Source organism: Sphingobium salicis subsp. salicis (assembly GCF_049472635.1).
In the GTDB taxonomy this organism is placed as follows: Bacteria; Pseudomonadota; Alphaproteobacteria; order Sphingomonadales; family Sphingomonadaceae; genus Sphingobium; species Sphingobium yanoikuyae_A.
The window spans coordinates 4,879,351-4,902,621 of sequence record NZ_JAYRCS010000001.1 but is presented as its reverse complement, the minus strand read 5'-3'; the positions used below and the strand labels follow the sequence as shown (position 1 = coordinate 4,902,621).

Annotated in this window: 17 protein-coding genes; 10 read left to right on the top strand and 7 right to left on the bottom strand. The window is 65.7% G+C overall.

The window, feature by feature from the left end:
• Window positions 1–23: 23 nt before the first annotated feature.
• The 3 genes from VHN57_RS23680 to VHN57_RS23670 all read left to right on the top strand — a co-directional run bounded on the left by VHN57_RS23680 (window position 24) and on the right by VHN57_RS23670 (window position 5,384).
• Complete coding sequence (locus VHN57_RS23680) at window positions 24–2,825, top strand: TonB-dependent receptor (protein WP_278985546.1); 2,802 nt, start codon at window positions 24–26, stop codon at window positions 2,823–2,825.
• Between the two features lie 76 nt (window positions 2,826–2,901).
• Window positions 2,902–4,302, top strand: coding sequence for a purple acid phosphatase family protein (locus VHN57_RS23675; RefSeq protein ID WP_278985547.1), 1,401 nt, complete (start codon window positions 2,902–2,904; stop codon window positions 4,300–4,302).
• An 8-nt stretch (window positions 4,303–4,310) separates the two neighbouring features.
• The gene (locus VHN57_RS23670) at window positions 4,311–5,384 is read left to right on the top strand and encodes a phytase (protein ID WP_423285854.1); all 1,074 of its coding nucleotides are present in this window, start codon (window positions 4,311–4,313) and stop codon (window positions 5,382–5,384) included.
• A 42-nt stretch (window positions 5,385–5,426) separates the two neighbouring features.
• On the opposite strand, the gene VHN57_RS23665 is transcribed toward VHN57_RS23670, so the two are convergent.
• The 3 genes from VHN57_RS23665 to queF form a co-directional block, all read right to left on the bottom strand.
• The gene (locus tag VHN57_RS23665; protein WP_278985548.1) at window positions 5,427–5,831 is read right to left on the bottom strand and encodes an NUDIX hydrolase; all 405 of its coding nucleotides are present in this window, start codon (window positions 5,829–5,831) and stop codon (window positions 5,427–5,429) included.
• A 49-nt stretch (window positions 5,832–5,880) separates the two neighbouring features.
• Window positions 5,881–8,529: a M1 family metallopeptidase gene (locus VHN57_RS23660; protein ID WP_278985549.1), complete on the bottom strand. Its 2,649-nt coding sequence runs from the start codon at window positions 8,527–8,529 to the stop codon at window positions 5,881–5,883.
• Between the two features lie 331 nt (window positions 8,530–8,860).
• Window positions 8,861–9,313: a preQ(1) synthase gene (queF, locus tag VHN57_RS23655; protein ID WP_004210067.1), complete on the bottom strand. Its 453-nt coding sequence runs from the start codon at window positions 9,311–9,313 to the stop codon at window positions 8,861–8,863.
• 109 nt (window positions 9,314–9,422) lie between these two features.
• Here queF and VHN57_RS23650 point away from each other — a divergent pair, with 109 nt between their 5' ends.
• The 6 genes from VHN57_RS23650 (at window position 9,423) to VHN57_RS23625 (ending at window position 15,782) form a co-directional block, all read left to right on the top strand.
• A complete protein-coding gene (locus VHN57_RS23650) occupies window positions 9,423–10,724 on the top strand; it encodes a hypothetical protein (RefSeq protein WP_278985556.1) in 1,302 nt (433 codons plus the stop codon).
• Between the two features lie 66 nt (window positions 10,725–10,790).
• Complete coding sequence (gene sseA / locus VHN57_RS23645) at window positions 10,791–11,639, top strand: 3-mercaptopyruvate sulfurtransferase (protein ID WP_278985550.1); 849 nt, start codon at window positions 10,791–10,793, stop codon at window positions 11,637–11,639.
• Window positions 11,636–12,844 carry a cystathionine beta-lyase gene (gene metC / locus VHN57_RS23640; protein ID WP_278985551.1) on the top strand — a complete coding sequence of 403 codons (1,209 nt, stop codon included), beginning with the start codon at window positions 11,636–11,638 and terminating at the stop codon, window positions 12,842–12,844. Before sseA ends, metC begins: the two co-directional genes overlap by 4 nt.
• Complete coding sequence (locus VHN57_RS23635; RefSeq protein ID WP_278985552.1) at window positions 12,841–14,136, top strand: mechanosensitive ion channel family protein; 1,296 nt, start codon at window positions 12,841–12,843, stop codon at window positions 14,134–14,136. Before metC ends, VHN57_RS23635 begins: the two co-directional genes overlap by 4 nt.
• A 271-nt stretch (window positions 14,137–14,407) precedes the next feature.
• Window positions 14,408–15,148 (top strand): TorF family putative porin, encoded by a 741-nt coding sequence (locus tag VHN57_RS23630; RefSeq protein ID WP_004210057.1) that lies wholly within the window; start codon window positions 14,408–14,410, stop codon window positions 15,146–15,148.
• Window positions 15,149–15,263: 115 nt separating this feature from the next.
• Window positions 15,264–15,782 (top strand): sterol desaturase family protein, encoded by a 519-nt coding sequence (locus VHN57_RS23625; RefSeq protein ID WP_037491955.1) that lies wholly within the window; start codon window positions 15,264–15,266, stop codon window positions 15,780–15,782.
• Between the two features lie 601 nt (window positions 15,783–16,383).
• On the opposite strand, the gene VHN57_RS23620 is transcribed toward VHN57_RS23625, so the two are convergent.
• Complete coding sequence (locus tag VHN57_RS23620; RefSeq protein ID WP_010336906.1) at window positions 16,384–17,103, bottom strand: class I SAM-dependent methyltransferase; 720 nt, start codon at window positions 17,101–17,103, stop codon at window positions 16,384–16,386.
• The gene (prfB, locus tag VHN57_RS23615) at window positions 17,103–18,230 is read right to left on the bottom strand and encodes a peptide chain release factor 2 (protein WP_004210053.1); all 1,128 of its coding nucleotides are present in this window, start codon (window positions 18,228–18,230) and stop codon (window positions 17,103–17,105) included. The genes VHN57_RS23620 and prfB overlap by 1 nt, the downstream gene beginning before the upstream one ends.
• A 228-nt stretch (window positions 18,231–18,458) precedes the next feature.
• On the opposite strand from prfB, the gene VHN57_RS23610 reads away from it, so the two are divergent.
• Window positions 18,459–18,893 carry a hypothetical protein gene (locus tag VHN57_RS23610; RefSeq protein WP_423285849.1) on the top strand — a complete coding sequence of 145 codons (435 nt, stop codon included), beginning with the start codon at window positions 18,459–18,461 and terminating at the stop codon, window positions 18,891–18,893.
• Window positions 18,894–18,926: 33 nt separating this feature from the next.
• On the opposite strand, the gene VHN57_RS23605 is transcribed toward VHN57_RS23610, so the two are convergent.
• Together VHN57_RS23605 and VHN57_RS23600 are read right to left on the bottom strand one after the other, a co-directional pair.
• Window positions 18,927–21,461, bottom strand: coding sequence for a penicillin-binding protein 1A (locus VHN57_RS23605; RefSeq protein ID WP_374549699.1), 2,535 nt, complete (start codon window positions 21,459–21,461; stop codon window positions 18,927–18,929).
• A gap of 136 nt (window positions 21,462–21,597) precedes the next feature.
• Window positions 21,598–22,878, bottom strand: a complete 1,281-nt coding sequence (locus tag VHN57_RS23600) for an N-acetylmuramoyl-L-alanine amidase (protein ID WP_169862884.1) — start codon at window positions 22,876–22,878, stop codon at window positions 21,598–21,600.
• Window positions 22,879–23,271: the final 393 nt, after the last annotated feature.

Genomic DNA, 23,271 nt, shown 5'->3' with positions numbered 1-23,271 from the left:
CCAACCGAAGGGGAGCATTCACCATGAAGACCTTGTTCCGTGGCGCGAGCCGCGCCGCGATCATCCTTGCTACCACCATGCCCGTCGCCGCCCTGGCCGGCACCATCAGCGGCACCGTGTCCGACGGCACCGGCACCCGTGCGCTGCAGTCGACCCAACTGCGCATCGTCGAAAATGGCCGCATCGCCGAAGCCGGCCGTGACGGCTCCTACCGCTTCCCCGACGTCGCGCCGGGCACCTACACGATCGAAGCCCGCTACACCGGTGCCGATCCGGTGCGCACCACCGTCGTCGTGCCCGCCACTGGTGACGTCGATGCCGACATCCGCATCGGCTCGAACGTCGACGCGTCGATCATCGTCGTCGGCCAGGTCGCCAACCAGGCATCGGCCCTGTCGCGCCAGCGCGCGGCCGACGGCGTCGAAAGCGTTCTGACCCGCGACGCGATCGGCCAATTCCCCGACCAGAATGTCGCCGAATCGCTGCGTCGCCTGCCCGGCGTCAACATCATGAACGACCAGGGCGAAGGCCGCTTCGTGTCGGTTCGCGGCCTTGACCCCGAACTCAACGCCGCGTCGGTCAACGGCGCCCGCCTGCCCGCACCGGAAAGCGACGTGCGCTCGGTCGCGCTGGACGTCGTGCCTTCAGAACTGATCGAATCGATCGAAGTGAAGAAGTCGCTGACCCCGGACATGGACGCCGACACGATCGGCGCCTCGATCGAGATCAACACCACCAGCGCCTTCGACCGCAAGAAGGATCTCTATTCGGTCAAGCTGGAAGGCAGCTATAACGACTATGCCGACGCCGTGACGCCCAAGGGCAGCGTCGATTTCGCCACCCGCCTCAGCGACAATTTCGGCGTCTCGGGCGGCTTCAGCTATTACAAGCGCAAGTTCGAGACCGACAATATCGAAGCTGCGGACTGGACCACCAGCGACGACGGCATCGCCTATGCCGAAACGCTGGAATATCGCGACTATGACGTTCAGCGTAAGCGCATTGGCGGCACGCTGAACCTGGACTGGAAGCCGTCCGACACGACAAAGCTTTACGCCCGCGGCATCTATAACCAGTTTGAAGACCATGAATATCGTCGCCGCCTGACCTTCGTCCTGGATGAGCAGCCCGCTTCGGGTGATGCCGACAGCGCCAACTTCACCGATGAGGATGGCCGCATCGAAGTGCGCCGCGATCTCAAGGACCGTTTCGAGCGTCAGCGCATCAAGTCGCTGGTGCTGGGCGGCACCACCGAAACCGGCCCGTGGAAGCTGACCTATTCGGGTAGCTGGTCGGAAGCGACCGAGAAGGAAAAGGGATCGATCGACCCGATCCGCTGGCGCGCCCGGTTCGACGGCGATGGCGTCGATGTCGGCTTCAACTATTCCGATCCGCGCGTGCCGACCTTCAACGTCACCAGCGGCGCCGACCTGTTCAACGACCCGTCGGAATATAGCTTCAACCGCGTCGAGCAGACTGCCCTGTCGGACTCGCGCGACCGCGAATATGCGCTGAAAGGCGATGTATCGCGCGCCTTCGCCACCGACGGCGGCACCTTCACCGTGCAAGCCGGCATGAAGGCCCGCTGGCGCAAGAAGAGCTATAATTTCAACATGAACTATTATGGCGATGCCGATCTGGACCTGGCCGATGTGCTGGGCGCCCAGACCTATCGTCTGTCGGACCTCGGCCCGCTGCCCGGCAAGGGCCAAGCTACCGATTATTTCTACAACAATATCGGTGAGTTCGAACTCGATCCGATCACCAGCGCCTATGAATCGGCAGCGCAGGATTACAGCGCGAAGGAAGATATCCTCGCCACCTATCTGCTGGGCCGTTGGGACAGCGAGAAGGTCCGCATCATCGGCGGCGTCCGCATGGAGCAGACCCGTAACGTGCTGCGCGGCAATGTCACCGAATATGAACTGGATGACGAAGGCGAAACCACTGGCGTCATCTCGACGCCTAATGTCTTCACCAAACATTATACCGACTGGCTGCCCAGCCTGACCGCCCGATTCGAGCCGAGTCAGGGCCTGGTGTTCCGCGCCGCCGCCTACAAGAGCCTGGTCCGTCCCAAGCTGTCGCAGCTCGCACCGCGCTTCATCCTCGACGAGGATTATGCTGCCGAGTTCGGCAATCCGAACCTGAAGCCCTATCGCGCCTGGAACTTCGACGCCTCGGCCGAATGGTATTTCTCGAACAATGGCGCATTGAGCGCCGGCCTCTTTTATAAGTCGATCAAGGACTATAGCGCGCAGGTCCGCGACTTTGACGACGGCGTCTATAATGGCGTCGCCTATAGCGAGGCATCCTATTATGTGAATGGCGACACCGCCAAGGTGAAGGGCGTCGAACTCTCGTTCAGCCAGGTGCTGAACTTCCTGCCGGCGCCGCTCGATGGCTTCCTGGTGAACCTCAACTACACCTTCACCGACGCCGACGGAAAGATCACCAGCTACGACGGGGACGACAACGCCTATACCCGCAAGATCGGCCTGCCCAATGCTTCGCGCCACACCTTCAATGCGGTGCTGGGCTATGAAAAGGGCCCGATCTCGCTGCGCGCAGCCGGCACCTATCGCAGCAAATATCTGGACGAGATCGGCGACGGTCCGGACACCGACCGTATTGTCGACAACCACTTCCAGCTCGATCTGAGCGCGAAGTACAAGATCCTGCCCGGCGTCCGCCTGTTCGCCGACTGGGTCAACGTCAACAACGCCAAATATTTCGCCTATCAGAATTTCGAGGGCAGCAAGCGCCTGCTGCAATATGAGGAATATAACTGGACCGCGAAGTTCGGCGTCACCGCCAGCTTCTGATCCCGTTCGATGTCCCCTGCTTGCCGGTCGCGCCTTTGCGCGGCCGGCAAGTCCCGTTTTCCCGGAAAGGACGCCCATGTCCCGACTGTTCCTGACCATGCTGCTGATGGCGAGCGCCGCGCCGCTCTCCGCCCAGCCGACCGCCAGCCCGCCCGTGCCCCGCTCCGCCGGCACACCCTATGCGGCGCGCACCCTGCCCGATCGGATCATGCTGACGCCTGCTGCCGATCCGTCGCGCGGCATGGCGGTCGCCTGGCGCACCGATGCCGCCCAGACCGCCAGCGAAGCGCAGATCGCCATCTCCGTCGACGGCCCGACGCTGGAGGAGAAGGCAAGGACCATGACCGGTCCAGCCGGCACGGCCAAGGACAGCGCCAATGGCCCCGCCCTCTATCACCAGATCCGCTTCGACAATCTGACGCCCGATACCGTCTATGCCTATCGGCTGAAGGGCAGCGCGGGCTGGAGCGAGTGGCTGCAATTCCGCACCGCGGCGGCTGAGGCAAAACCCTTCCGCTTCCTCTATCTGGGCGACATCCAGAACGGCATCCTGACCTATGCCAGCCGCGTCATCCGCCAGGCTTTCCACGCCAATGGCGGGATCGAGCTGGTCGCCCATGCCGGCGACCTCGCCGCGCAACGCGACGATCTGGACCATGACGACGAATGGGGCGAGTTCAACCAGGCCGGCAGCTATAACTGGTCGATCGTTCCGCAACTGCCCGCCACCGGCAATCATGAATATGTCGATGTGGTGAAGCCCGACGGCAGCGAGAGCCGCAAGCTCGGGCCCTATTTCCCGCTGCAGTTTGCGCTCCCCGACAATGGCGTGCCGGGCCTCAGGACCACCTATTTTGTCGATTATCAGGGGGTGCGCTTCATCATCCTCGACGGCACGTCGGCGATCGATCTCGGCACCATGGCGCAGCAGACCGCATGGCTCGACGCCACCCTGGCGTCCAGCAAGGCGAAATGGAATGTCGTGCTGTTCCACCAGCCCGTCTTCACCTGCGCCCGACCGCAGGACACGTCCGAGGTGAAGGCCGCGTGGAAGCCGGTGTTCGACAAGCGCAAGGTCGATCTGGTGCTGCAGGGCCATGACCATTGCTACAGCCGCCTGACCTCCGAAGCGGGGCGCGAGGCGTCGGCACAGGCACGCAAGAATGGCGCGATCCAGGGGCCGGTCTATCTCGTCTCGGTCACCGGCTCCAAGATGTACGGCCTTAACGACCGGGCCCGCACCCAGCCGGACAAGACGGCGGAAGCGACCGAACTCTATCAGGTCGTGGACGTGGATGGCGATCGCCTGAAATTCCGCACCTATACCGCGTCGGGCAAGCTCTATGACGGTTTCGACCTCACAAAGGGCGCGGACGGCAATCACCTGAGCGATACCAGCGAACCCACCATCGCGGTGCGCACCTGTACCGGCAATATCGGCCCCGATGGCGGCAAATGCGTCGCGCGCGGCAAGTGAGGAATATCATGATGAAGCCCTTAGCCCTGTCGCTCACCAGCCTTCTCACGCTGGCCGCCTGCACCACCACCGAAACGGAAGTGCCGGTCGAAGTGCGCATCGCCAACGCCACGCCGGCCGTGACGGTCGCGGCACGCGGCGAGACCACCCCGGTCGGCACGCCCAATGCCGACGCGGCGGATGATCCGGCGATCTGGCGCAATGCCGCCAATCCGGCCGCCAGCCTGATCGTCGGCACCGACAAGAAGGCCGGCCTCTATGTCTATGGCCTGGACGGCAAGACGCGCGATTTCCTGGACGCCGGCCGGGTCAATAATGTCGACCTGCGCGATGGCGTCAGCGTCAATGGCCAGACCGGGATCCTGGTCGTGGCGTCGGACCGCAATGATGTGGCGAACGCCAAGCTCGCCCTGTTCCGCCTCGACAGCGTGACAGCGAAGTTGACAGCCCTGGGCAAGGTCGATGCCGGCAAGGGCGAGGCCTATGGCATCTGCCTGTACAAGGCACCGGAGGCGACCTACGCCTTCATCGTGCTGAAGGACGGGACGATCAACCAGGTCGCGCTCGATGCCTCCGGCGCGACGCCGACCGGCCGGATCGTCCGCAGCATGAAGCTTGGCACCCAGTCGGAAGGCTGCGCCGTGGATGACCGCACCGGCATCCTCTATGTCGCGGAGGAAGATGTCGGCCTTTGGCGCTTCGACGCGCACGCAACCGGCGCCACCACGCCCACGAAGATCGCAGCGGCCGACGGCAAGAATCTGGTGATGGATGCCGAAGGCGTCGCCATCGCCCAAATCGGCGCGAAGGACGGCTATGTCCTCGTCTCCAGCCAGGGTGACAATGCCTATGTCGCCTATCGCCTGTCCGACGACGCCTATGTCGGTCGCTTCCGCGTCGTCGATGGCGCCATTGGCGGGTCGGAGGAAACCGACGGCATCGAGCTGATGCTGGGCGATTTCGGCCCGGCCTATCCCGGCGGGCTGTTCATCGCACAGGATGGCCATAACGCGGCGGCGGCGCAGAATTTCAAGCTGCTCGCCTGGGACGACATCGCCAGGGCATTGAACCTGCCGAACTGACCGAAACCGGAAAGGGCGGCCGCGATGCCGCCCTTCCTCATTCTATCGCGCCCGCAAGGCGGCCAGCGCCGCCCGTGTCGACAGGGTCAGCGGCTGCGGCAGCGCATCCAGCGCAAACCAGCCGCATGCCGCCAGCGCCTCCGGCTCCATCACCACCGGATCGCCCTGCGCGTCCTCGACCAGATAGACTGGCGCGACCCAATGGGTGCCGCGCGCTTCATCGATCTGGTCCGTCAGGCACAGCAATTCACGCGCCCTGATCGTCAGGCCCAGCTCCTCGAAAATCTCGCGCTCGGTGGCGGCGGCCATGGTTTCCAGCAGGTCGACCTTGCCGCCCGGCAGGCCCCAATGCCCCGCTTCCGGCTCCCGCCGTCGCTGCACCAGCAGCAACTTGCCGTCGCGCAGGATCGCCGCGCCGCATCCGACCCGTGGTTCCGTCTGATTCATGCTTTTCCCATTTGGAAAGGGCGGCGGATCGCTCCGCCGCCCCATGCCGTTACTTCTTCGCCGCGAACCAGGCCGCGGTCGGCGCCGTCAGGCGGCTACGCGTCTCGATCCGGGTCTTGATCGCGGCGATCGAGCGATCGACCACCTTGCGCGATTCCGGCGTCAGATACTGGGTCGCATAGGCGTCCAGCTTGGTCACCATCGCCAGGTCGGCCGATCCGCCGCCCAGACGGGCCAGCGCCTGGCTGCGCGCCGACACGTCGATCAGCGCCTCATATTGCGCCTTGTGCGCCAGCACATAGTCGACCGCCAGCATCGGATGGGCGACGCCCACCTGGCCGATGATCGCGGCGCTGGTGGTCTTGCCCGGCTCGTCGGTCAAGGCGAGATCCAGGGCCTGCTGGCCCAGCTTCTCGTCCTTCGCCTTGCCGAGCAGCGCGTAGAGCGTGCTCTTTTCGAGGTCGCTCTGCGCGCCCTTAGCCATCACGCGCAGCTTGTCCCAGGTCGCCTGGTCGGCATTCTGGGCGATGATGCCCAGCCAGACATTGCGCAGCGGCCCGTCGAGCGCGGCCGGGTTGGTCGCCAGCGCGGCGAAGCGGCGGTTGGCCTCGGCCACCACGCCCTTGTCACCCATGCTGCCCAGCGTCGCGACCAGGCTGGTGCGCAGCACCGGCACCTGCGGCCCTTCGCCGGCCTTGGCATCATAGCCGATCGCCGTCAGCGCCGGGGTCAGCTTGGCCGAGGCATAGGCCGCGACCTTCGCCTGGGCAGCGGCATCACCCTCCAGCATGTCATAGCTGCTCTTCAAATAGCCGGGCACTTCGGCCAGCACCGCCGGGCTGCCATTGACCGGCACCGCGTCGACCAGATCGAGCGCCAGACCGATCGGCTGGTATCCGCCCAGCGCCAGCTGGAAATTGTCCGCCATCAGGCCGGTCTGGTCCATGCTGGACAGCTGGCTGAAGCCCTTGGCCAGTGCCTGGATATTGGCGGCGGGATAGAGCGAGCGATAATAGCCGGTCTGGCCCGCATTGATCACATAAGCGCCGCAGCCCGGCAGCGTGATCTGGCCATTACCCTGCAGGATCAGGCGCTGCGCCTCGCCGCCCTGCACCTGCGCCTTGACCGGCACATTCCACTTGAGCGGCGCCTTGTCCTTGGCGTCGCGGCTATATTCCCCCTGGCTCAGCGTCAGGATGGTGTTGCCACCCTGGCACTGGGCGCTCTCCACCTTGACCAGCGGGATACCCGGCTGGCTGGTGAAATCATGCGCGATGCTGACCAGCCCCTTGGCGCCCGCGCCCTCGACCGCCTTCCACAGATCGTCGGTGACGGTGTTCCCGTAAGCGTGGCTCTTCATGTAGGATTGGATGCCCGCCTTCCACGCATCCTCGCCGGCATAGCCTTCGAGCATGGTGATGACCGCCTCACCCTTCTGATAGGTGATGGCGTCGAACGCCTGGTTCACCTGATCGACGGTGGTGATCTTCTGCACGACCGGGTGGGTGGTCTTGAGCGCGTCGAGGCTCATCGCCCGCTCGCGGCCATCGACGCGCGACAGCAGGGCTTCCCATTCCGGGTTCAGCTTGTCGGTGACCTTGGTCGCCATCCAGCTCGCAAAACCCTCGTTCAGCCAGAGATCGTCCCACCAGGCCATGGTGACGAGATCGCCGAACCACTGGTGCGCCATTTCATGCGCGGCCACTTCATAAATGGCGCGCTTGGTCTCTTCGGAGGTGAAGCGCGGATCGACCAGCAGGGTGCGTTCGAAGGTGAAGATCGCGCCCCAATTCTCCATCGCGCTGAAGAACTGGCTCTGGCCCGGACCCGCGACATTGTCGAGCTTGGGCAGCGGGAAGGGCACGCCGAAATAGTCGTTATAATAAGGCAGGATCGCTGCCGACGCGTCGAGCGCCAGCTGCGCCTTGCCGGTATTGCCCCGGCCGGTGATGACGCCGACTTCGGTATTGCCCGCCATCTTGGTCGCGCGATCCAGTTCGCCCAGGCCAAAGAAGAGCAGGTAGGACGACATTTTCGGGCTGGTGCCGAAGGTCACCAGCTTTTTCCCGCCACCGATGTCCTTGGTCGCCTTGACCGGCATATTGCCGACCGCCAGCTGGTCCGCCGGCACCACGGCGGAGAGATCGAACGTCGCCTTGTAGCTCGGCTCGTCGAAGCTCGGCACGAAACGGCGGGCGTCGGGCGCCTCGAACTGGGTGAAGAGCGCGCGCTTCGCGGCGCCTTCATTGTCGGTATAGTCGAGCGCGAACAGGCCATTAGCCTGCTGATTGATGATGCCGGCATAGACCATGGTCAGCTTGTAGCTGCCCGGCTGAACCGGCTTGCCGAAGTCGAGGCTGACAGTCTGGGCATCGGCATCCACCTTGGCCGTGCCAGTGATCGCCTTGCCCTTGGCCGGGGTCAGCGTGACGCTGGAAACGGTCAGGTCGGCCGCATTCAGCACCAGCGCCGGCATGGCGGCGGCGACAGTAACGTCGATCGTCACCTTGCCGGTGAATTTGAGGTTCGCCGCATCGGGCGTCACTTCGATCGCATAATGGCTGGGCGCAGCGCCACGGGGCAGCTGGGTGGTGACGCCGGCGGCGGGGCCGGCAGGCGCGGTCTGGGCCAACGCGGGCGCGGCGATCGCCAGCGGCGCGGCCGCCATCAGGAACGGCAGGATTTTCGACAAGGGCATGGGGGAAGCAACTCCGATACGGCTTGGATGGCGCAATGAGACATAGTCACGCGCAACATGCAAACCGGATCGGCCCTTTCCCGCGGGGGGTCAAGTGAACTATCCGCAAGAGAATGTCGTTGGTCGAAGCCTGTTGCGCGTTCGTCCAACAAGAAAGAGCTTCCTCGTCTCTAATCAGCGGACAAGGTCTCGTTCATCCTCCCCTGCAAGGGGAGGGGGACCATTTGCGCAGCAAATGGTGGAGGGGTGTCACTTCTATCGAGAGGGCGACACCCCTCCGTCTGGCCTTCGGCCAGCCACCTCCCCTTACAGGGGAGGATGAAATGGAAACTTATCCCCGGCCGCGATAGCCCGGCACGTCCTGCGGCGGCAGCCACAGGCCAGCGGGCGGTTCGCCCGACTGCCAGAAGACGTCGATCGGGATGCCGCCGCGCGGATACCAATAGCCGCCGATGCGCAGCCAGATCGGCTGCATTTCGGTGAACAGCCGCTCACCGATGCCGACGGTGCAATCCTCGTGGAAGCCGGCATGGTTGCGGAAGCTGCCCAGGAACAGCTTGAGCGCCTTGGATTCGACGATGGTCGCGCCGGGCGCATAGTCGATCACCAGATGCGCAAAGTCGGGCTGGCCGGTCACCGGGCACAGCGAGGTGAATTCCGGCGCCGTGAAGCGCACCAGATAGGGCTTGCCCGGACGGGGATTGGGGACATAGTCGAGGACGGCGTCCTCGGGCCGCTGCGGCAGGGTACTGGCGCGGCCGAGATGGAGCGGGGTATCGGTCATGAGGGCGCATGTAGTCGATTACACGCAATTTGTCATCGGTCCGGCGCGCAAGGCCGTCCGTTCATCTGGCGTTCAGCAAAATTTCTGCCTTGGCAGGGCCATGGGGTCTATGCGTCTGTTCCTTTCCGCCCTGCCGCTGCTGGCAGTCACGCCCGCGCTGGCACAGCAAGCCACCGGCAGCGATCCGGTCGTCAATCTGCAGCGCGCCGCGCCGCCGCCGCCGGCCGATGATCCGCGCCGTCAAGGCCCGGAACTCGACGTGTTCCGGGGCACGGCAACGCCGACCCCGACACCCACGCCGTCGCTGCCGCCGATCGTCGCCCCCACGGTGACGCCGGCGCCGACCCAGCGCGCGCCCACGCCTGCCCCCGCATCGCAGCGCCCGACACCGACGCCAGCGCCGACGCGAACCGAAACACCGCGCAACGCGCGCACGACGCCCGCCCCCACCCCGGCCGAACGCCCGGCCGCGCGCGACACCATGCCAGCGCAGCCCAGCCCGGCGCCCGCTGTGGCGGAACCGGACAATGCCGCCAATGCGGTGGAAACGCCGCCGCCAGCCGCCCTGCCCGCGCCCGAGCCGGTCACGGCCGACAAAAGTGTCACCACTGCCGAACCCGCACCGGACGCCGAAGCGCAGGGGCTGAGCTGGCCCTGGATCGCCGCCGCCATCGCCGCGCTGGCGGTGATCGCCGGCTTTCTGCTGATGCGGCGCCGTCGTGCGGCGGAGGAGGTCGACGCCGCGCCGGCGAGCGCGCCACCCCCGGCAGCGCCCCGGCCAGCCCCGGCCCCCGTCGCGCCGCCCCCGCCTGCTCCGGCGCCTGCTCCCGCGCCCACGCCAGCACCCGCCCCCGAACCCGTAGCATCGGCGCCGGCCAGCGACGCCGGCGATCGCCCCTGGATCGACCTCGGCCTCGACATCAGCCTCGCCCGCTCCTCGCTGATCGGCGTGACCATCGGCTATACGCTGCTGCTCCACAATCGCGGCGATCGCCCGGCCCGCGACATCATGGTGCGCGGCATATTGGGCAATGCGGGCGCGCAACAGGATGCGTTGCTGCGCCATTTCTTCGGTGGCGAGACCGGCATGCCGCTGCATTCGATCGTCTCGATCGCGCCGGGCGAAACCGTGCGCATGACCAACGAGCTGCGCCTGGCCCAGGACGAGATCGTGCCGGTGACGATGGGCGAGCGGGCACTGCTGGTGCCGATCGCCGCCTTCGACGCCCATTATCGCTGGGGCGAGGATGAGGAAGCGCCCGAAGGCACCGGCCGCACCGGCCGCGCCTTCATCGTCGGCCAGGAACAGGAGCCGCCCGCCGAACGCCTGTCGCCCTTCCGCCTCGACCAGGGGCCGCGCCAATTTCGCCGGCCGGCCGCCCGCGCCGCCGCCGAAGTGCCGCCGGCCTGAGCATTTCCCTTTCCTGTCCGGTCAGGCGCTCCTAAAGTGCCTGCCGGACAAGGCAAAAGGGGCCGCATGGACATTCTCGTTTCCACCGACTGGCTGGCCGGCGAAATCGGCAAGCCCGATCTCGTCATTCTCGACGCCAGCCTGTTCCTGCCCGGCACGCCGCGCGACCCGCGCGCCGAGTTCGACGCGGCCCATATTCCCGGCGCCGCCTTCATGGACCTGCCGAGCCTCAGCGACCCCGCCGATCCGGTGCCGGGCCAATTGCCGCCCGACGCGCTGATGACGCAGCGCATGCAGGCGCTGGGCGTCAACGCCGACAGCCGCATCGTCGTCTATGACAACAGCCCGACCCACAGCGCGGCGCGCGGCTGGTGGATGATGCGCGTCTATGGCCTCGGCGCATCCGCAGCAATCCTCGACGGCGGCCTGCCCAAATGGGTCGCCGAAGGCCGGCCGGTCGACAGCGGCACGCCCGCCATCGCGCCCGGCAATGCCGTCGCCCGGCTCGACCGGACGCAGGTGCGCAGCAAGGCGGACATCCTCGCCAATCTCGACAGCGGCACGGCGCAGTTGCTCGACGCGCGCGGCGCGGGGCGCTTCACCGGCGCCGAGGCCGAACCGCGCCCCGGCATGGCGTCGGGCCATATCCCCGGCAGCCGCAACATCCCCTCCTCCGCCTTCTTTGCCGCCGACAACAGTCTGAAGCAGGGCGAGGAACTGCGCCGCCTGCTGCTGGACGCCGGCACCGATCTCGACCGGCCGATCATCACCACCTGCGGCAGTGGCGTGACCGCCGCGATCATCCTTGCCGCGCTCGAAACGCTCGGGAAGCGCGACGTCAGCCTCTATGACGGCAGTTGGTCGGAATGGGGGTTCGATCCGGCCACGCCCAAGGCGACCGGGCCGGCCGCATGAGCGAGGACAGCAGAAGGCCGCTGACCAAGCTGGCGCAGGCCGGCCGACGCGCCGACTGGACCGGCATGCCGGGGCAACCCGGCGCGATCGTCAGTCCGGGCGTCTGGCGCGCCTCGACCATCCTTTATGACGATGTCGCCCATCTGCGGAAGGCGGCCGGCAGCAGCACCCATGAGCGGCTGTTCTACGGGCGCAAGGGCACGCCGACCAGTTGGAGCCTGGCCGACGCGCTGACCGAAATGGAGCCGGGCGCGGAGGGCACGATGCTCTTCCCCTCGGGCGTGGCGGCGATCGCCTGCGCGCTGATGGCTGTGCTGCGGCCGGGCGACCAGTTGCTGATGGTCGACAGCGCCTATGACCCGACCCGCAATTTCTGCGAACAGGTGCTGAAACCCTTCGGCGTCGAGACGCTCTATTATGATCCGACCATCGGCGCCGGTATCGCCGACCTGTTGACCGATCGCACCCGCGCCATCTTCCTGGAATGCCCCGGCAGCCTGACCTTCGAGGTGCAGGACGTGCCGGCGATCACCGCTATCGCACGCGATCGCGGCATCACCACCCTGCTCGACAATACCTGGGCAACGCCGCTCTTCTTCCCGGCTCTGGCCCATGGCGTGGACCTCGCGATCCTCGCCTGCACCAAATATATTGTCGGCCATAGCGACGTGATGATGGGGTCGGTCACCGCCACGCCGGCGCTGTTCCCCAAGGTCCGCCAGTCTGCCTATCTGTTCGGCCAGATGACCAGCCCCGACGATGCCTGGCTCGCCAGCCGCGGCCTGCGCACGCTCGGCGTCCGCCTGGCCCAGCATCAGGCGAGCGCGCTTGAGATCGCGCAGTGGCTGACCGCGCAGCCCGATGTCGCCCGCGTGCTGCACCCGGCGCTACCCGACTGCCCCGGCCATGAATTGTGGGCGCGCGACTTCAGCGGCTCGACCGGCCTGTTCAGCTTCGTGCTGCAGGGCGGCGACGAGGCGGCCCGCGCCGCGCTGATCGACGGGCTCGCTCATTTCGGCATCGGCTATAGCTGGGGCGGGTTCGAGAGCCTGGCCCTGCCGGTCGATCCCGCCCGCTATCGCACCGCGACCGTATGGCAGGCCGAAGGGCCGGTCATCCGGCTGCAGATCGGGTTGGAGGATCCCGCCGACCTGATCGCCGACCTTGACGCCGGTCTCGCCCGCTTCCGGGCCGCCCGCGGATGACGCAGTTGTCCGCATGGCTGGCCCGACTGCCGGGCAATGCGGACATCACCCAGCCGCTGATCGCGGTCGGCATCGCGCTGCTGCTCCATGCCATGGCCTATGGCCTGGCGCGGCTGCTGGCCCCGCGCATCCGCGAGCGCCTGCCTGCCCTCAGCGAACTGGCATCCACCCATGTCCGCCCGATGCTGCGCCATGCGATCAGCGCGCCACTGTTCGCGACGGCACTGGCGCTGTGGCCGGCGGACAGCATCGCCCATCTGATCCTGGGCGCCGCGCTCGCCCTCGCCGTCGCCCTGTTCGCGCTGCATCTGCTGCAGGCGCTCAGCTTCCCGCGCTGGGCGATCACCCCGCTCGCCCTGCTGCTGTTCGTCATGGTGATATCGGGCAGCAGCGGCGGCATCGCGCCGGTAGGCTCGATGCTCGACGATGTCGCGCTGACGCTCGGCAAGCGGCGGATCAGCCTGCTCGACCTATTGTCGGTTGCGGCGACATTGGTCGCGCTGCTTGCCGGCATCCGCCTTGCCAACCGGCTGATCCGGCGCAGCATCCAGAAGGCGCCCGATCTCGACCCGACCCAGAAGTTGCTGGGCCAGAAGCTGGCCGGCATCGCCGTCATCATCGCCGCCTTCTTCATCGGCATCGACATATTGGGCATCGACCTCACCGCCTTCACCGTCTTTTCCGGGGCGCTGGGCCTGGCAGTCGGCTTCGGCCTGCAGAAGACGGTCGGCAATCTGATCGCCGGCATCATCCTGCTGATGGACCGATCGATCAAGCCGGGCGACGTGATCGCGGTCGGCGACAGTTTCGGCTGGGTCAGCAAGATCGGCGTGCGCGCCGTGTCGATCATCACCCGCGACGGCAAGAAACATCTCATCCCCAACGAAAATCTGATGACGCAGGAGGTGGAGAACTGGTCCTATTCCGACCGCAATATCCGCGTCCGCATCCCGGTGGGGATCAGCAACGACAGCGACATCGCGCTGGCCCAGCAACTGATGCTGGAAGCCGCGAAGGAAAGCCCGCGCGCGCTCAAGCATCCCGAGCCCAAGGTATGGCTGACCGCGCTCGGCCAATATCGGCTGGAGCATGAGATTCGCGTCTGGATCAACGATCCGGAAAATGGCGTGGGCGGGGTAACCTCCGACGTGCTGATGCGGGTGCTGGACAAGTTCAAGGCACAGGGCATCATCGTCCCCTATCCGCGCCAGATCATCGAATTGCGGCAGCCGCAGGACAGACATGATCCAGCAATGAATGAGCCCGACATTTCTGACCATTCCCCGTCCTGAGCGACCGCGACAGCGTTCGAATATCCAATAAATCATGCCTTATCATGCAGATACGCCGGACATCCGGCGATCGCAGCCGCGCACCTTGTTGCGTCGTAGCAACAATAAAAGACGCAAAAGACATGAAATAGCAATAATATCTTGTGCGCCGCAGCGCGCGCAGGCATGGCCAAACTTGTTGAGGCAAGCTGGCCCACTTCCCCTGGGGGAAGCATAGAGGCAGGCGCCAGGACGCAGGCGGGACGATCGCAGAACCATCAAGGGGATTATCATGCGTAAGTCCATTCTCGGCCTCTCGGCCTTCGCTCTTGTTGCGCTGTCGGCACCCGCCATGGCCCAGGATGAGCCCGCTCCCGCGGTCACCGTCACCGGCAATGCGGCCGTCGTCAGCGACTATCGCTTCCGCGGCATTTCACAGACCAACAAGAAGTTCGCGCTGCAGGGCGGCATCACCGTCACCCATGAATCGGGCTTCTATGTCTCGACCTGGGGCAGCTCGATCGACGAATATGTCGCCAACGGCTCGGACCAGGAACTCGACCTGATCGGCGGCTATTCGACCACGGTCGGCGGCGCGACAATCGACGTCGGCGTTCTCTATTATTACTATCCGGGCAATGCCGGTGCGAACACCGACTTCGTCGAGCCCTATGCCTCGATCAAGGGCACGTTCGGCCCCGCCACCGCCAAGCTGACCGCCAACTACGCCCCCAAGGCGAAGGCGCTGACCGTCGGCAATGGCAAGGAAGACAATCTCTACCTCGCCGGCGACGTCTCGGCCTCGATCCCCAACACCCCGCTGGGCGTGTCGGCGCATCTGGGCCACAGCTTCGGCCCCAGCTACCTGACCATCGGCAAGGAATATACCGACTGGAATATCGGCGCGACCTACACCTGGGGTCACCTAACCTTCGGCGTATCCTATGTCGACACCGACAAGTCGCTCTATTCGTCGGCAGGCCACAATATCAGCAAGGCCGGCGTGCTCGGTTCGCTCACCGCCTCCTTCTGATCCGCCTTCCCTTCGGGGATGAACAGGGCCGCGCTCTCCAGGGGGGATCGCGGCCCTTTCCTATATGCGGTGTTTACGGGTCGCCTTGGCCCGCGCCGCTGCCTATAAGGCGCCGATGCCTCCGATCGCCCTCCTGCTGCTCTTCGTCGTCACGATCGCGCTGATGGAGGGTTTTGCCTATGTGATGCACCGCTGGGTGATGCATGGGCCGGGCTGGTTCCTCCACGCCAGCCACCACCGCCCCCGGACCGGCTTCTTCGAGGCCAACGACCTCTATTTCGTGATCTTCGCCATGCCCTCCATCCTGCTATTGCTGGGTGGGGTGCAATGGGGCTGGGGCAATTGGGCGACGGCCGTGGGCGCCGGCGTCGCCGCCTATGGCGCCATCTATCTCGGCTTCCACGACATCATCGTCCACCAGCGGGTGCGCCACCGCTATGTCGCCCGCTCGCGCTACATGAAGCGGATCGTCCAGGCGCATCGGCTGCACCATGCGGTCGAAACCAAGGACGGGACGGTCAGCTTCGGCTTCCTGATCGCGCCCCACCCTGCGGACCTCAAACGCGAACTGGCGCGACGCGGCCGGGCCGGCGTGCGCGCCGCAAGGGATTGGCAGCCCGGCACGCGGGACTAGATCCGCGCGACATCGGTGGGGAGCGGCCATCCCACCTACGTCATGCTGAACTTGTTTCAGCATCTATCAAGCCTAACAAACCATTGGTCCATTGGGAGAAATGGACCCTGAAACAAGTTCAGGGTGACGATGATGGGATGGGCCGCTTCTGGTCGCTTCTAGACCATCCTCCCCTGCAAGGAGGAATTTGCGACCGACTTTAGTCGTCAGTTGTCAAAGCAAGATCGTCATTGCGAGCATAGCAAAGCAATCCATCTCGCGCTGGTGGATTGCTTTGCTACGCTCGCAATGACGGGAGACAGTCGTCAGCCGCCCTTTCCTATTCAGCCATTCTCTGCTCCACCCTTGTCCATGGACGAAAGTGCCTGCCAATCCATGCGCGACATCCCGCCAATGGCTGGCCGACGCCTGACTGGCGCGCCCTTGTCGCGTCACTGTCGCTTCGGGCGCGCATCAGCGACGCGTCGCGTTCTGCTCGACTGTCGCGTTACAGGCGCGCGGCAGGCGCATATCTGGCGCAAATAGGGTGAATCACCCCGATAACGGTGTGAACTTCGGCGGATATGAAACTGTCGCGTCGCGAACCGGACTGGGCAGGCCCCTATCCGCGCAGCGCGCAGGGGACGATGCTGGACGGATCGGGGCGGGCAGTGCTGCGGCGGAAGCGGGCCATATAGCCACCGGCGGTGGGCTTGGCGATCATCTCCTCCAGCCGGAAGCCCATCGCCGCCAGTTCGCAGGTGAGCAGGCGCCGGGGCGTGCCATGCTGGTCAGTCGGCCGATCCGCATCGACCACGATCAGTTCGCCATCGGCCTTCAGCGCGGGGCTGAGGTGCCACAGGAACGCATAGGGTTCGGCGATCTCATGATACATATGGACCATGAAGATGCGGTCGAAGCTGTTTTCGGGCAGCTTGGGATCTTCCGGCGCGCCCAGCTTCACGCTGACATTGGTCCAGTTTTCGCGGGTGATGCGACGGCTGAGCGCATCGATCACCTCGGGCAATATATCCTCGGCCAGCACCCGGCCCCTGGCGCCGACGCGCTTGGCCAGGCGGACGGTATAATAGCCCTCGCCCGCACCAATGTCGGCAATGGTCATGCCCGGCCGGATGCCGGCCCGGTCCATGATATCTTCCGCCTCATTGACCCGGTCGCGCGCTTCCTCGCTCGACCAGCGGGTCGACACGATCGGCGCCACCGGCCGATCGGCGCGGGGGAAGGACGCGGCACCGGCCGCGCGTTCCGATTGATTGCCGCCTGCCAGCGGCCCGCAGGCTGCCAGCAGGAGCAACGGCCCCGCCAGCACCATGCGGATCATCAGTCGACATCCTCCACGTCGACCTTCTCGCCCGTGACCTTCTGCGACAGGGCAGCGGCCATGAACGGATCGAGCGCGCCATCGAGCACATCGTCGGGGGCGGTCGAGGTGACGCCGGTGCGCAGATCCTTCACCAGCTGATAGGGCTGGAGTACATAGGAGCGGATCTGGTGGCCCCAGCCGATCTCGGTCTTTGCGGCATAGTCGGTCGACGCGGCTTCCTCGCGCTTGCGCAGTTCCGCCTCGTACAGACGCGCCTTCAGCATGTTCATCGCGGTGGCACGGTTCTTGTGCTGCGAGCGGTCATTCTGCGACGCCACGATGATGCCCGAGGGGACGTGGGTGATGCGGACCGCGGAGTCGGTGGTGTTGACGTGCTGACCACCCGCACCCGATGCGCGATAGGTATCGATCTTGAGGTCGCTCTCCTTGACCTCGATATCGATATTGTCGTCGATCACCGGATAGACCCAGACCGACGAGAAGCTGGTGTGGCGGCGCGCGGCGCTGTCATAGGGGCTGATGCGGACCAGGCGGTGGACGCCGCTTTCGGTCTTGGCATAGCCATAGGCATTCTCGCCCTTGATGAGGAAAGTGGCCGACTTGATACCGGCGGTTTCGCCCGCCTGATAGTCGACCAGTTCCACCTTATAGCCGCGCCGTTCGGCCCAGCGGCGATACATGCGGCTGAGGATTTCGGCCCAGTCCTGGCTTTCGGTGCCGCCGGCGCCCGCGTGGATTTCCAGATAGGTGTCGCTGGCATCGGCTTCGCCCGCCAGCAGCGCCTTGATCTTGTCCTCGTCGGCGCGCTCGGCCAGCGCCTTCAGCGCGGCGATGGCTTCGGACACCATGTCCTCATCGCCTTCGGCCTCGGCCATTTCAATGAGTTCGGCATTGTCGGTCTTTTCGGCCTCGATCGCGCGGGTGGCACCGATCGCGCTGTCGAGACGGGTGCGCTCGCGCATCACCTCCTGCGCCAGCTTGGCATTGTCCCACAGGGTCGGATCCTCGACGCGGGCGTTCAGCTCGTCCAGCCGGCGCAGCGCACGGTCCCAGTCGAGGAAGCGGCGCAGCAGGTCCAGCGCGGCGTCGATACGGTCGATATATTGCTGCGCTTCGGCGCGCATGGGAGGTCTCCAGAATCTCGTGGCGTCCAGCGTCAGCTACCCGAACGCATCAAACGCCTGCCCCTATCCCAGGCCGGGCTTTTTGGGAAGATCAATCCGCCGAAGGGTGGGGGCGGCAACGGTCCGAAATCTGCCGGACATAATCGCATCTTAGCCCGATGGCGCAGACCGCCCCGCGCGAGGGTGGCGCATCAAGGGGGAAAACCTTTTACCATGAAAGGCGATCCCATGAACCCGACCACGCCCATGCCGGCGACGCACAGCCCGGCCACCCTCTATATCCTGCTCGACGCCGTGCGCTGCTGGGCAGCGGCGCGACGCCGACGCCGGCCGGCGATGGCCCAGTTGCATCTGCGGCTGCGACGCTATGGCTGCGAACAGCTATCCCCAGCGCTCGACAGCCTGTTGCGGCTGGGCGAGCAGGTGACCGGCCATGGCTTGCGCACCGGCCGGGGACCGCGGCTGAGCGAAGACGAGAATCTGCTGATCGACCTGTTGCAGGCGCGCTGGAGTGGCCCCGTTCCCTATGCCTGCAGCGACGCGATCGCCTGCGCCTTCTGCTATGCTGTGCGATCGACCCAGATATTGCTGGCGCAGGCGCTGGAGGGCCGGCGCAGCGCCGCCAGCCTGTCGGTCCGCGACGCCAATCCGCGCCACTGCTGAGGATAAGAGGGCGGGCGCCGACGCGCCCGCCTCTCAATAGATGCCGCCCTGATCCTGCAGGAAGTCGGCGTCGTTGCGCTGGCGGGTGCGGACGGCATCCGCCTTGGCCGCGACCTTGGCCTGGGCCTCCGCCTCTTCCTTGCGGATGGTGCGGCGCGGTTCGGATTCGGGCTTGAACGCTTCCCAGATGACCGCGGGCTTGGGCTCATCGGTCGGCCAGGCGCCATAGACGCGCTTGCCCGAGCGGCGGTCGATCGCGACCATGCGGATACCGGCCGGGGCGATGAACGGCGTCTTGGGCATGGTCTCCAGGATCGGGGCCATCGCCTCCTTCCAGATCGGCGCGGCGATGCGGCCGCCCTGTGCCCAGCCGCCCAGGCTGCGCGGCTGGTCATAGCCGATATAGACGCCGGCAACGAGATCGGGCGAGCCGCCGACGAACCAGACATTGGTCGGACCGTTGGTGGTGCCGGTCTTGCCGAACAGCGGGCGCTTGAGGTCGGCGAGCACGGTCGCGGTGCCGCGCTGGATCACGCCTTCGGTGATGTGGACGACCTGATAGGCGGTCATCGGGTTCATCACCTGACGCCCCTCGAAACCGAAGCGCGGCATCGGCTTGCCGTCCCAATTGGCCATGTTGCAATTGTCGCAGGGATGCCAGCGTTCGGGCCAGATCACCTTGCCGCGCCGATCCTGGACATAGTCCATCAGCTTGGGCGCGAATTGCCGCCCCTGATTGGCGAGCGTGGCATAAGCGTTGACCATCCGCTCCACCGTCGTCTCGCCCGCACCGAGCGCGAAGGAGAGATAGGGCTGATAGTCGCCGATGCCCATATTCTTGATGGTGCGCACGACCCGGTCCATGCCGGTCTGGCTGGCGGCGCGCACGGTCATCAGGTTGCGCGACTGCTCGACGCCCCAGCGCATCGTCTGCGGCCCGGCGCTGCCGCCCGAGAAGTTGCGGAAGCATTTCTGGCCAAGGCCGGCGCCCTGATAGACGCACAACGGGCCGTCGACGATGATCGAGGCCGGCGTCATGCCATTGTCGAGCGCGGCGGCATAGACGAACGGCTTGATCGTCGAGCCGGGCTGACGCTGCGCCTGGGTCGCGCGGTTGTAGGAGGAAAGGCGATAGTCGAAGCCGCCCTGCATCGCGCGGATGCGGCCCGAATGCACTTCCTCCACCACCATGCCGCCCGACACTTCGGGAATGTTGCGCAGCGCCCAGCTGGCACCGTCGCGGGCGACGATGATCAGGTCGCCCGGCTTCATCGCCGAGATGGCAGGGCCGCCGGTGCGGCGATAGGGCAACTGCGCCAGGCTGGCGGGCAGCGTGCCGGTGGTGCCGTCGGCAAAGCCGATCTGCGCGCCACTGCGGTCGCGGCTGATGACGGCGGCGACGCGCCAGCCGGCATAATCGACGCTGATGAAGCTGGCCGCAAGTTCGCGTTCCCAGCCCTTGTCGGGGTCGATATGACCGACCGGACCAGACCAGCCGCGCCCGGCGCCGAAGCGCAGCAGGCCGTTGCGCAGCGCGGTCTGGGTATGGTCCTGCGCGACGGGATCATAGGGGCTGCGCACCCACAGGCCGCCGGCATAGACGCTGTTGGGGCCATCCTCCGCCTTTTCGCCGAACTGCTGGATCAGGCGACGGCGCACCTCCTCCATATAATAGCCGCCGGCATTGGCGTCGAAGCTTGAGCCATGGGCGGCAACGGTGCCGAGCGGCAGGGCGATGGCGGCGTCGCGCTGGGCCGCGCTGATCCAGCCATTCTTCTCCATCTCGCCCAGCGCCCAGTTGCGTCGGTCGATCGCGCGGGCATGGCCGGTGGTGCTTTCCGGGCGATAATTGGCCGGCCCCTTGGGCAGGATCGCCAGATAGGCCATTTCGTGCAGCTGGAGATCGGCCACGTCCTTGTCGAAATAGGCGCGCGCCGCCGCCTGCACGCCATAGGCGTTCCGGCCGAGGAAAATCTGGTTGAGATAGAGTTCGAGGATCTGCTGCTTGGTGAGAACATTTTCCATGCGCCAGGCGAGGATCATCTCCTTCACCTTGCGCGTGGGCGAATATTCATCGCCGATCAGCAGATTCTTCGCCACCTGCTGGGTGATGGTGGAGCCGCCACGCGCGCGCTGGCCCGAGCCGAGCTTGCTGGCATAATCGAACACGGCGCCGGCAAAACCGGGAATGTCGACGCCATGATGCTCGAAGAAGGTCTTGTCCTCGGCCGCGAGATAGGCGTGGATGAGCAGTTGGGGATAATCGCTATATTGCAGCTGGACCCGGCGTTCGCGCGCATAGCTGTGGACCGGCTGGCCATTGATGTCGCGCACCATGGTCGGCAGCGGCGGCTCATATTCGAGCAGCGAGGTGGCGTCGGGCAGGCCGCGCGCGAAGATCAGCCAGAAGAGGAAGATGGCGAGCAGGAAGCCGCCCAGCAGGATCGCGGCCCAGCGGAACAGGCGGCGCTGCCACAAGGGCTTCAACCGGTCGGCAATGCCCCCGGCGCCACGGCGCAGGCGATAGGCGAAGGACGATGCGGGCGGATTGGAACGGGCCTCTTCCATGGTGGAAGAGGCTCTAGAGCCTGATCGCCTGAGATGGAAGCGCTTTGCGTTTCCATCGATGGCGTGAATCAGGCTCTACATCCTGACTCCCGGTCAAAAGTCCTTCAATACCAGCACCGATGCGCGGATAGGCGCGTCAGCCGCCCGACCGGCCGCTGCCCATGGCGAGCTTGCGGGCGAAATGGACGTCGATGGCGCGGGCAACACCGCGCGCGATCGCCTGCTGCCCCTCGTGCGAGGAGAGGAAAAGGGCATCATCCGCATTGCTGATATAGCCGGTCTCGAACAGCACCGAGGGCGTGTCAGGGGCCTTCAGCACCATCAGCGAGGCGAAGCGGTGATAGGCGCTGCGGAACGGCACATAGGGCGCAGCCTCGCGCTGCAGCAGCCGCGCGAAATTGGCCGAGATGTTCATCGATTCCCGCTGCGTCAGATCGATGAGGATCGAGGAGACGTCGCCCGACTGGTTGCCGAGGTTGACGCCGTTCAGCACATCGGCCTTGTTCTCGCGCGCGGCGAGCCGGGCCGCCTCCCGGTCCGACGCGGTTTCGGAGAGGGTGTAGACGGTGGCGCCATGGGCGTCGGCATTTTCCGCCGAATCGGCATGGACCGAGATGAAGAGATCGGCACCCAGCTTGCGGGCGATGCCATAGCGTTCCTGCAGCACGAGGAAGCGGTCATCGTCGCGGGTCAGGGCCACGCGCACCCGGCCGGACTTGACCAACTGGTCCCGGATCGCCTGCGCGATCGCCAGCGTCACATCCTTTTCACGCTTGCCATTATCCTTGTTGATGGCGCCCGGATCATGACCGCCATGGCCGGCATCAATTACCACCAGCGGGCGCGATCCGTCGCGCACGCCCTCGATCGCGGGCAGATCGACGCCGCGCGCGACCGGCGGGATCGGCACGGTGATCGAATGAATGCGCTTTTGCGGCCGGGCGCTCATATTGGCGGGCGCGTCGAAGCGCAGCCGCCCCTGCCCCACGGCCGTGCGGAACCGGCCGTCGGTCACATTCTGAAGCGAAAAGCTGAGCGACTTGCCGTCGGCCGCGATCTGCGGATCGCCCAGCGTCGCCGGCGTCGTCAGGTCAAGCACGATGCGCGCCATGGTGTCGCTGAGCTGGCCCTGGCGAATGCCACTGACCGCAGCATTGGAACCGGCATAGCGGCTGGCACCGGCCTGCGCACCGGCGACATCCAGCGCGATGCGGCGCGGCCCGTCGAGCAGGAAGGCGGACGCGCCCTCCACCCGATCGTCGAACCGAACGGTGACGCGGTCGCCCTGCACATCCACGGCCGCGATGCCGCCGGCATCACCGGGGGTCGCTGCCAGCATCGTCGTTGCCAGCGCAATTATGTTGAGCATGCGCCGCTTGTGCAACGCGCGCCCATCGGCCGTCCAGCCAATTTTCATGACGTCTATCCGTCCAGCGTCCCCACGCTGAATTTCGGATTAAGCATCGGCTGTTGTGACGGGGTAAAATGAGACGGTTAATATCGGTTTCAGCATGAATCGCCGACCGGCCGATCAAGGTCATCATAAAGACATAATCTTTTCAGGGACCGTTGCCCCCCGCGCCCATGACTGCTACCCCTTCACATTCCGGGAGGACCGACCATATCAATAAGGTCCTTTGCGGATCTTGATTATTTGCATCGGCGCGCGCCTGTCGCTCGAGCCGATGCGCAACAGGTTGACGCTGCATGAGGCATGACTTTCCTTTCACGCTGGCCCCGATACCGGGTGCTGTGGCGTGGATGGTCCGGCCCGGCGCACTGTCCGGCCCTGCCGACGCAGCAGACACGC

What these genes read in the sequence shown, in the direction of transcription:
- VHN57_RS23680 (WP_278985546.1), top strand. Translation starts at nt 24, where the DNA reads ATGAAGACCTTGTTCCGTGGCGCGAGCCGCGCCGCGATCATCCTTGCT.
- VHN57_RS23675 (WP_278985547.1), top strand. Translation starts at nt 2,902, where the DNA reads ATGTCCCGACTGTTCCTGACCATGCTGCTGATGGCGAGCGCCGCGCCG.
- VHN57_RS23670 (WP_423285854.1), top strand. Translation starts at nt 4,311, where the DNA reads ATGATGAAGCCCTTAGCCCTGTCGCTCACCAGCCTTCTCACGCTGGCC.
- VHN57_RS23665 (WP_278985548.1), bottom strand. Translation starts at nt 5,831, where the DNA reads ATGAATCAGACGGAACCACGGGTCGGATGCGGCGCGGCGATCCTGCGC.
- VHN57_RS23660 (WP_278985549.1), bottom strand. Translation starts at nt 8,529, where the DNA reads ATGCCCTTGTCGAAAATCCTGCCGTTCCTGATGGCGGCCGCGCCGCTG.
- queF (WP_004210067.1), bottom strand. Translation starts at nt 9,313, where the DNA reads ATGACCGATACCCCGCTCCATCTCGGCCGCGCCAGTACCCTGCCGCAG.
- VHN57_RS23650 (WP_278985556.1), top strand. Translation starts at nt 9,423, where the DNA reads ATGCGTCTGTTCCTTTCCGCCCTGCCGCTGCTGGCAGTCACGCCCGCG.
- sseA (WP_278985550.1), top strand. Translation starts at nt 10,791, where the DNA reads ATGGACATTCTCGTTTCCACCGACTGGCTGGCCGGCGAAATCGGCAAG.
- metC (WP_278985551.1), top strand. Translation starts at nt 11,636, where the DNA reads ATGAGCGAGGACAGCAGAAGGCCGCTGACCAAGCTGGCGCAGGCCGGC.
- VHN57_RS23635 (WP_278985552.1), top strand. Translation starts at nt 12,841, where the DNA reads ATGACGCAGTTGTCCGCATGGCTGGCCCGACTGCCGGGCAATGCGGAC.
- VHN57_RS23630 (WP_004210057.1), top strand. Translation starts at nt 14,408, where the DNA reads ATGCGTAAGTCCATTCTCGGCCTCTCGGCCTTCGCTCTTGTTGCGCTG.
- VHN57_RS23625 (WP_037491955.1), top strand. Translation starts at nt 15,264, where the DNA reads ATGCCTCCGATCGCCCTCCTGCTGCTCTTCGTCGTCACGATCGCGCTG.
- VHN57_RS23620 (WP_010336906.1), bottom strand. Translation starts at nt 17,103, where the DNA reads ATGATCCGCATGGTGCTGGCGGGGCCGTTGCTCCTGCTGGCAGCCTGC.
- prfB (WP_004210053.1), bottom strand. Translation starts at nt 18,230, where the DNA reads ATGCGCGCCGAAGCGCAGCAATATATCGACCGTATCGACGCCGCGCTG.
- VHN57_RS23610 (WP_423285849.1), top strand. Translation starts at nt 18,459, where the DNA reads ATGAACCCGACCACGCCCATGCCGGCGACGCACAGCCCGGCCACCCTC.
- VHN57_RS23605 (WP_374549699.1), bottom strand. Translation starts at nt 21,461, where the DNA reads ATGGAAGAGGCCCGTTCCAATCCGCCCGCATCGTCCTTCGCCTATCGC.
- VHN57_RS23600 (WP_169862884.1), bottom strand. Translation starts at nt 22,878, where the DNA reads ATGAAAATTGGCTGGACGGCCGATGGGCGCGCGTTGCACAAGCGGCGC.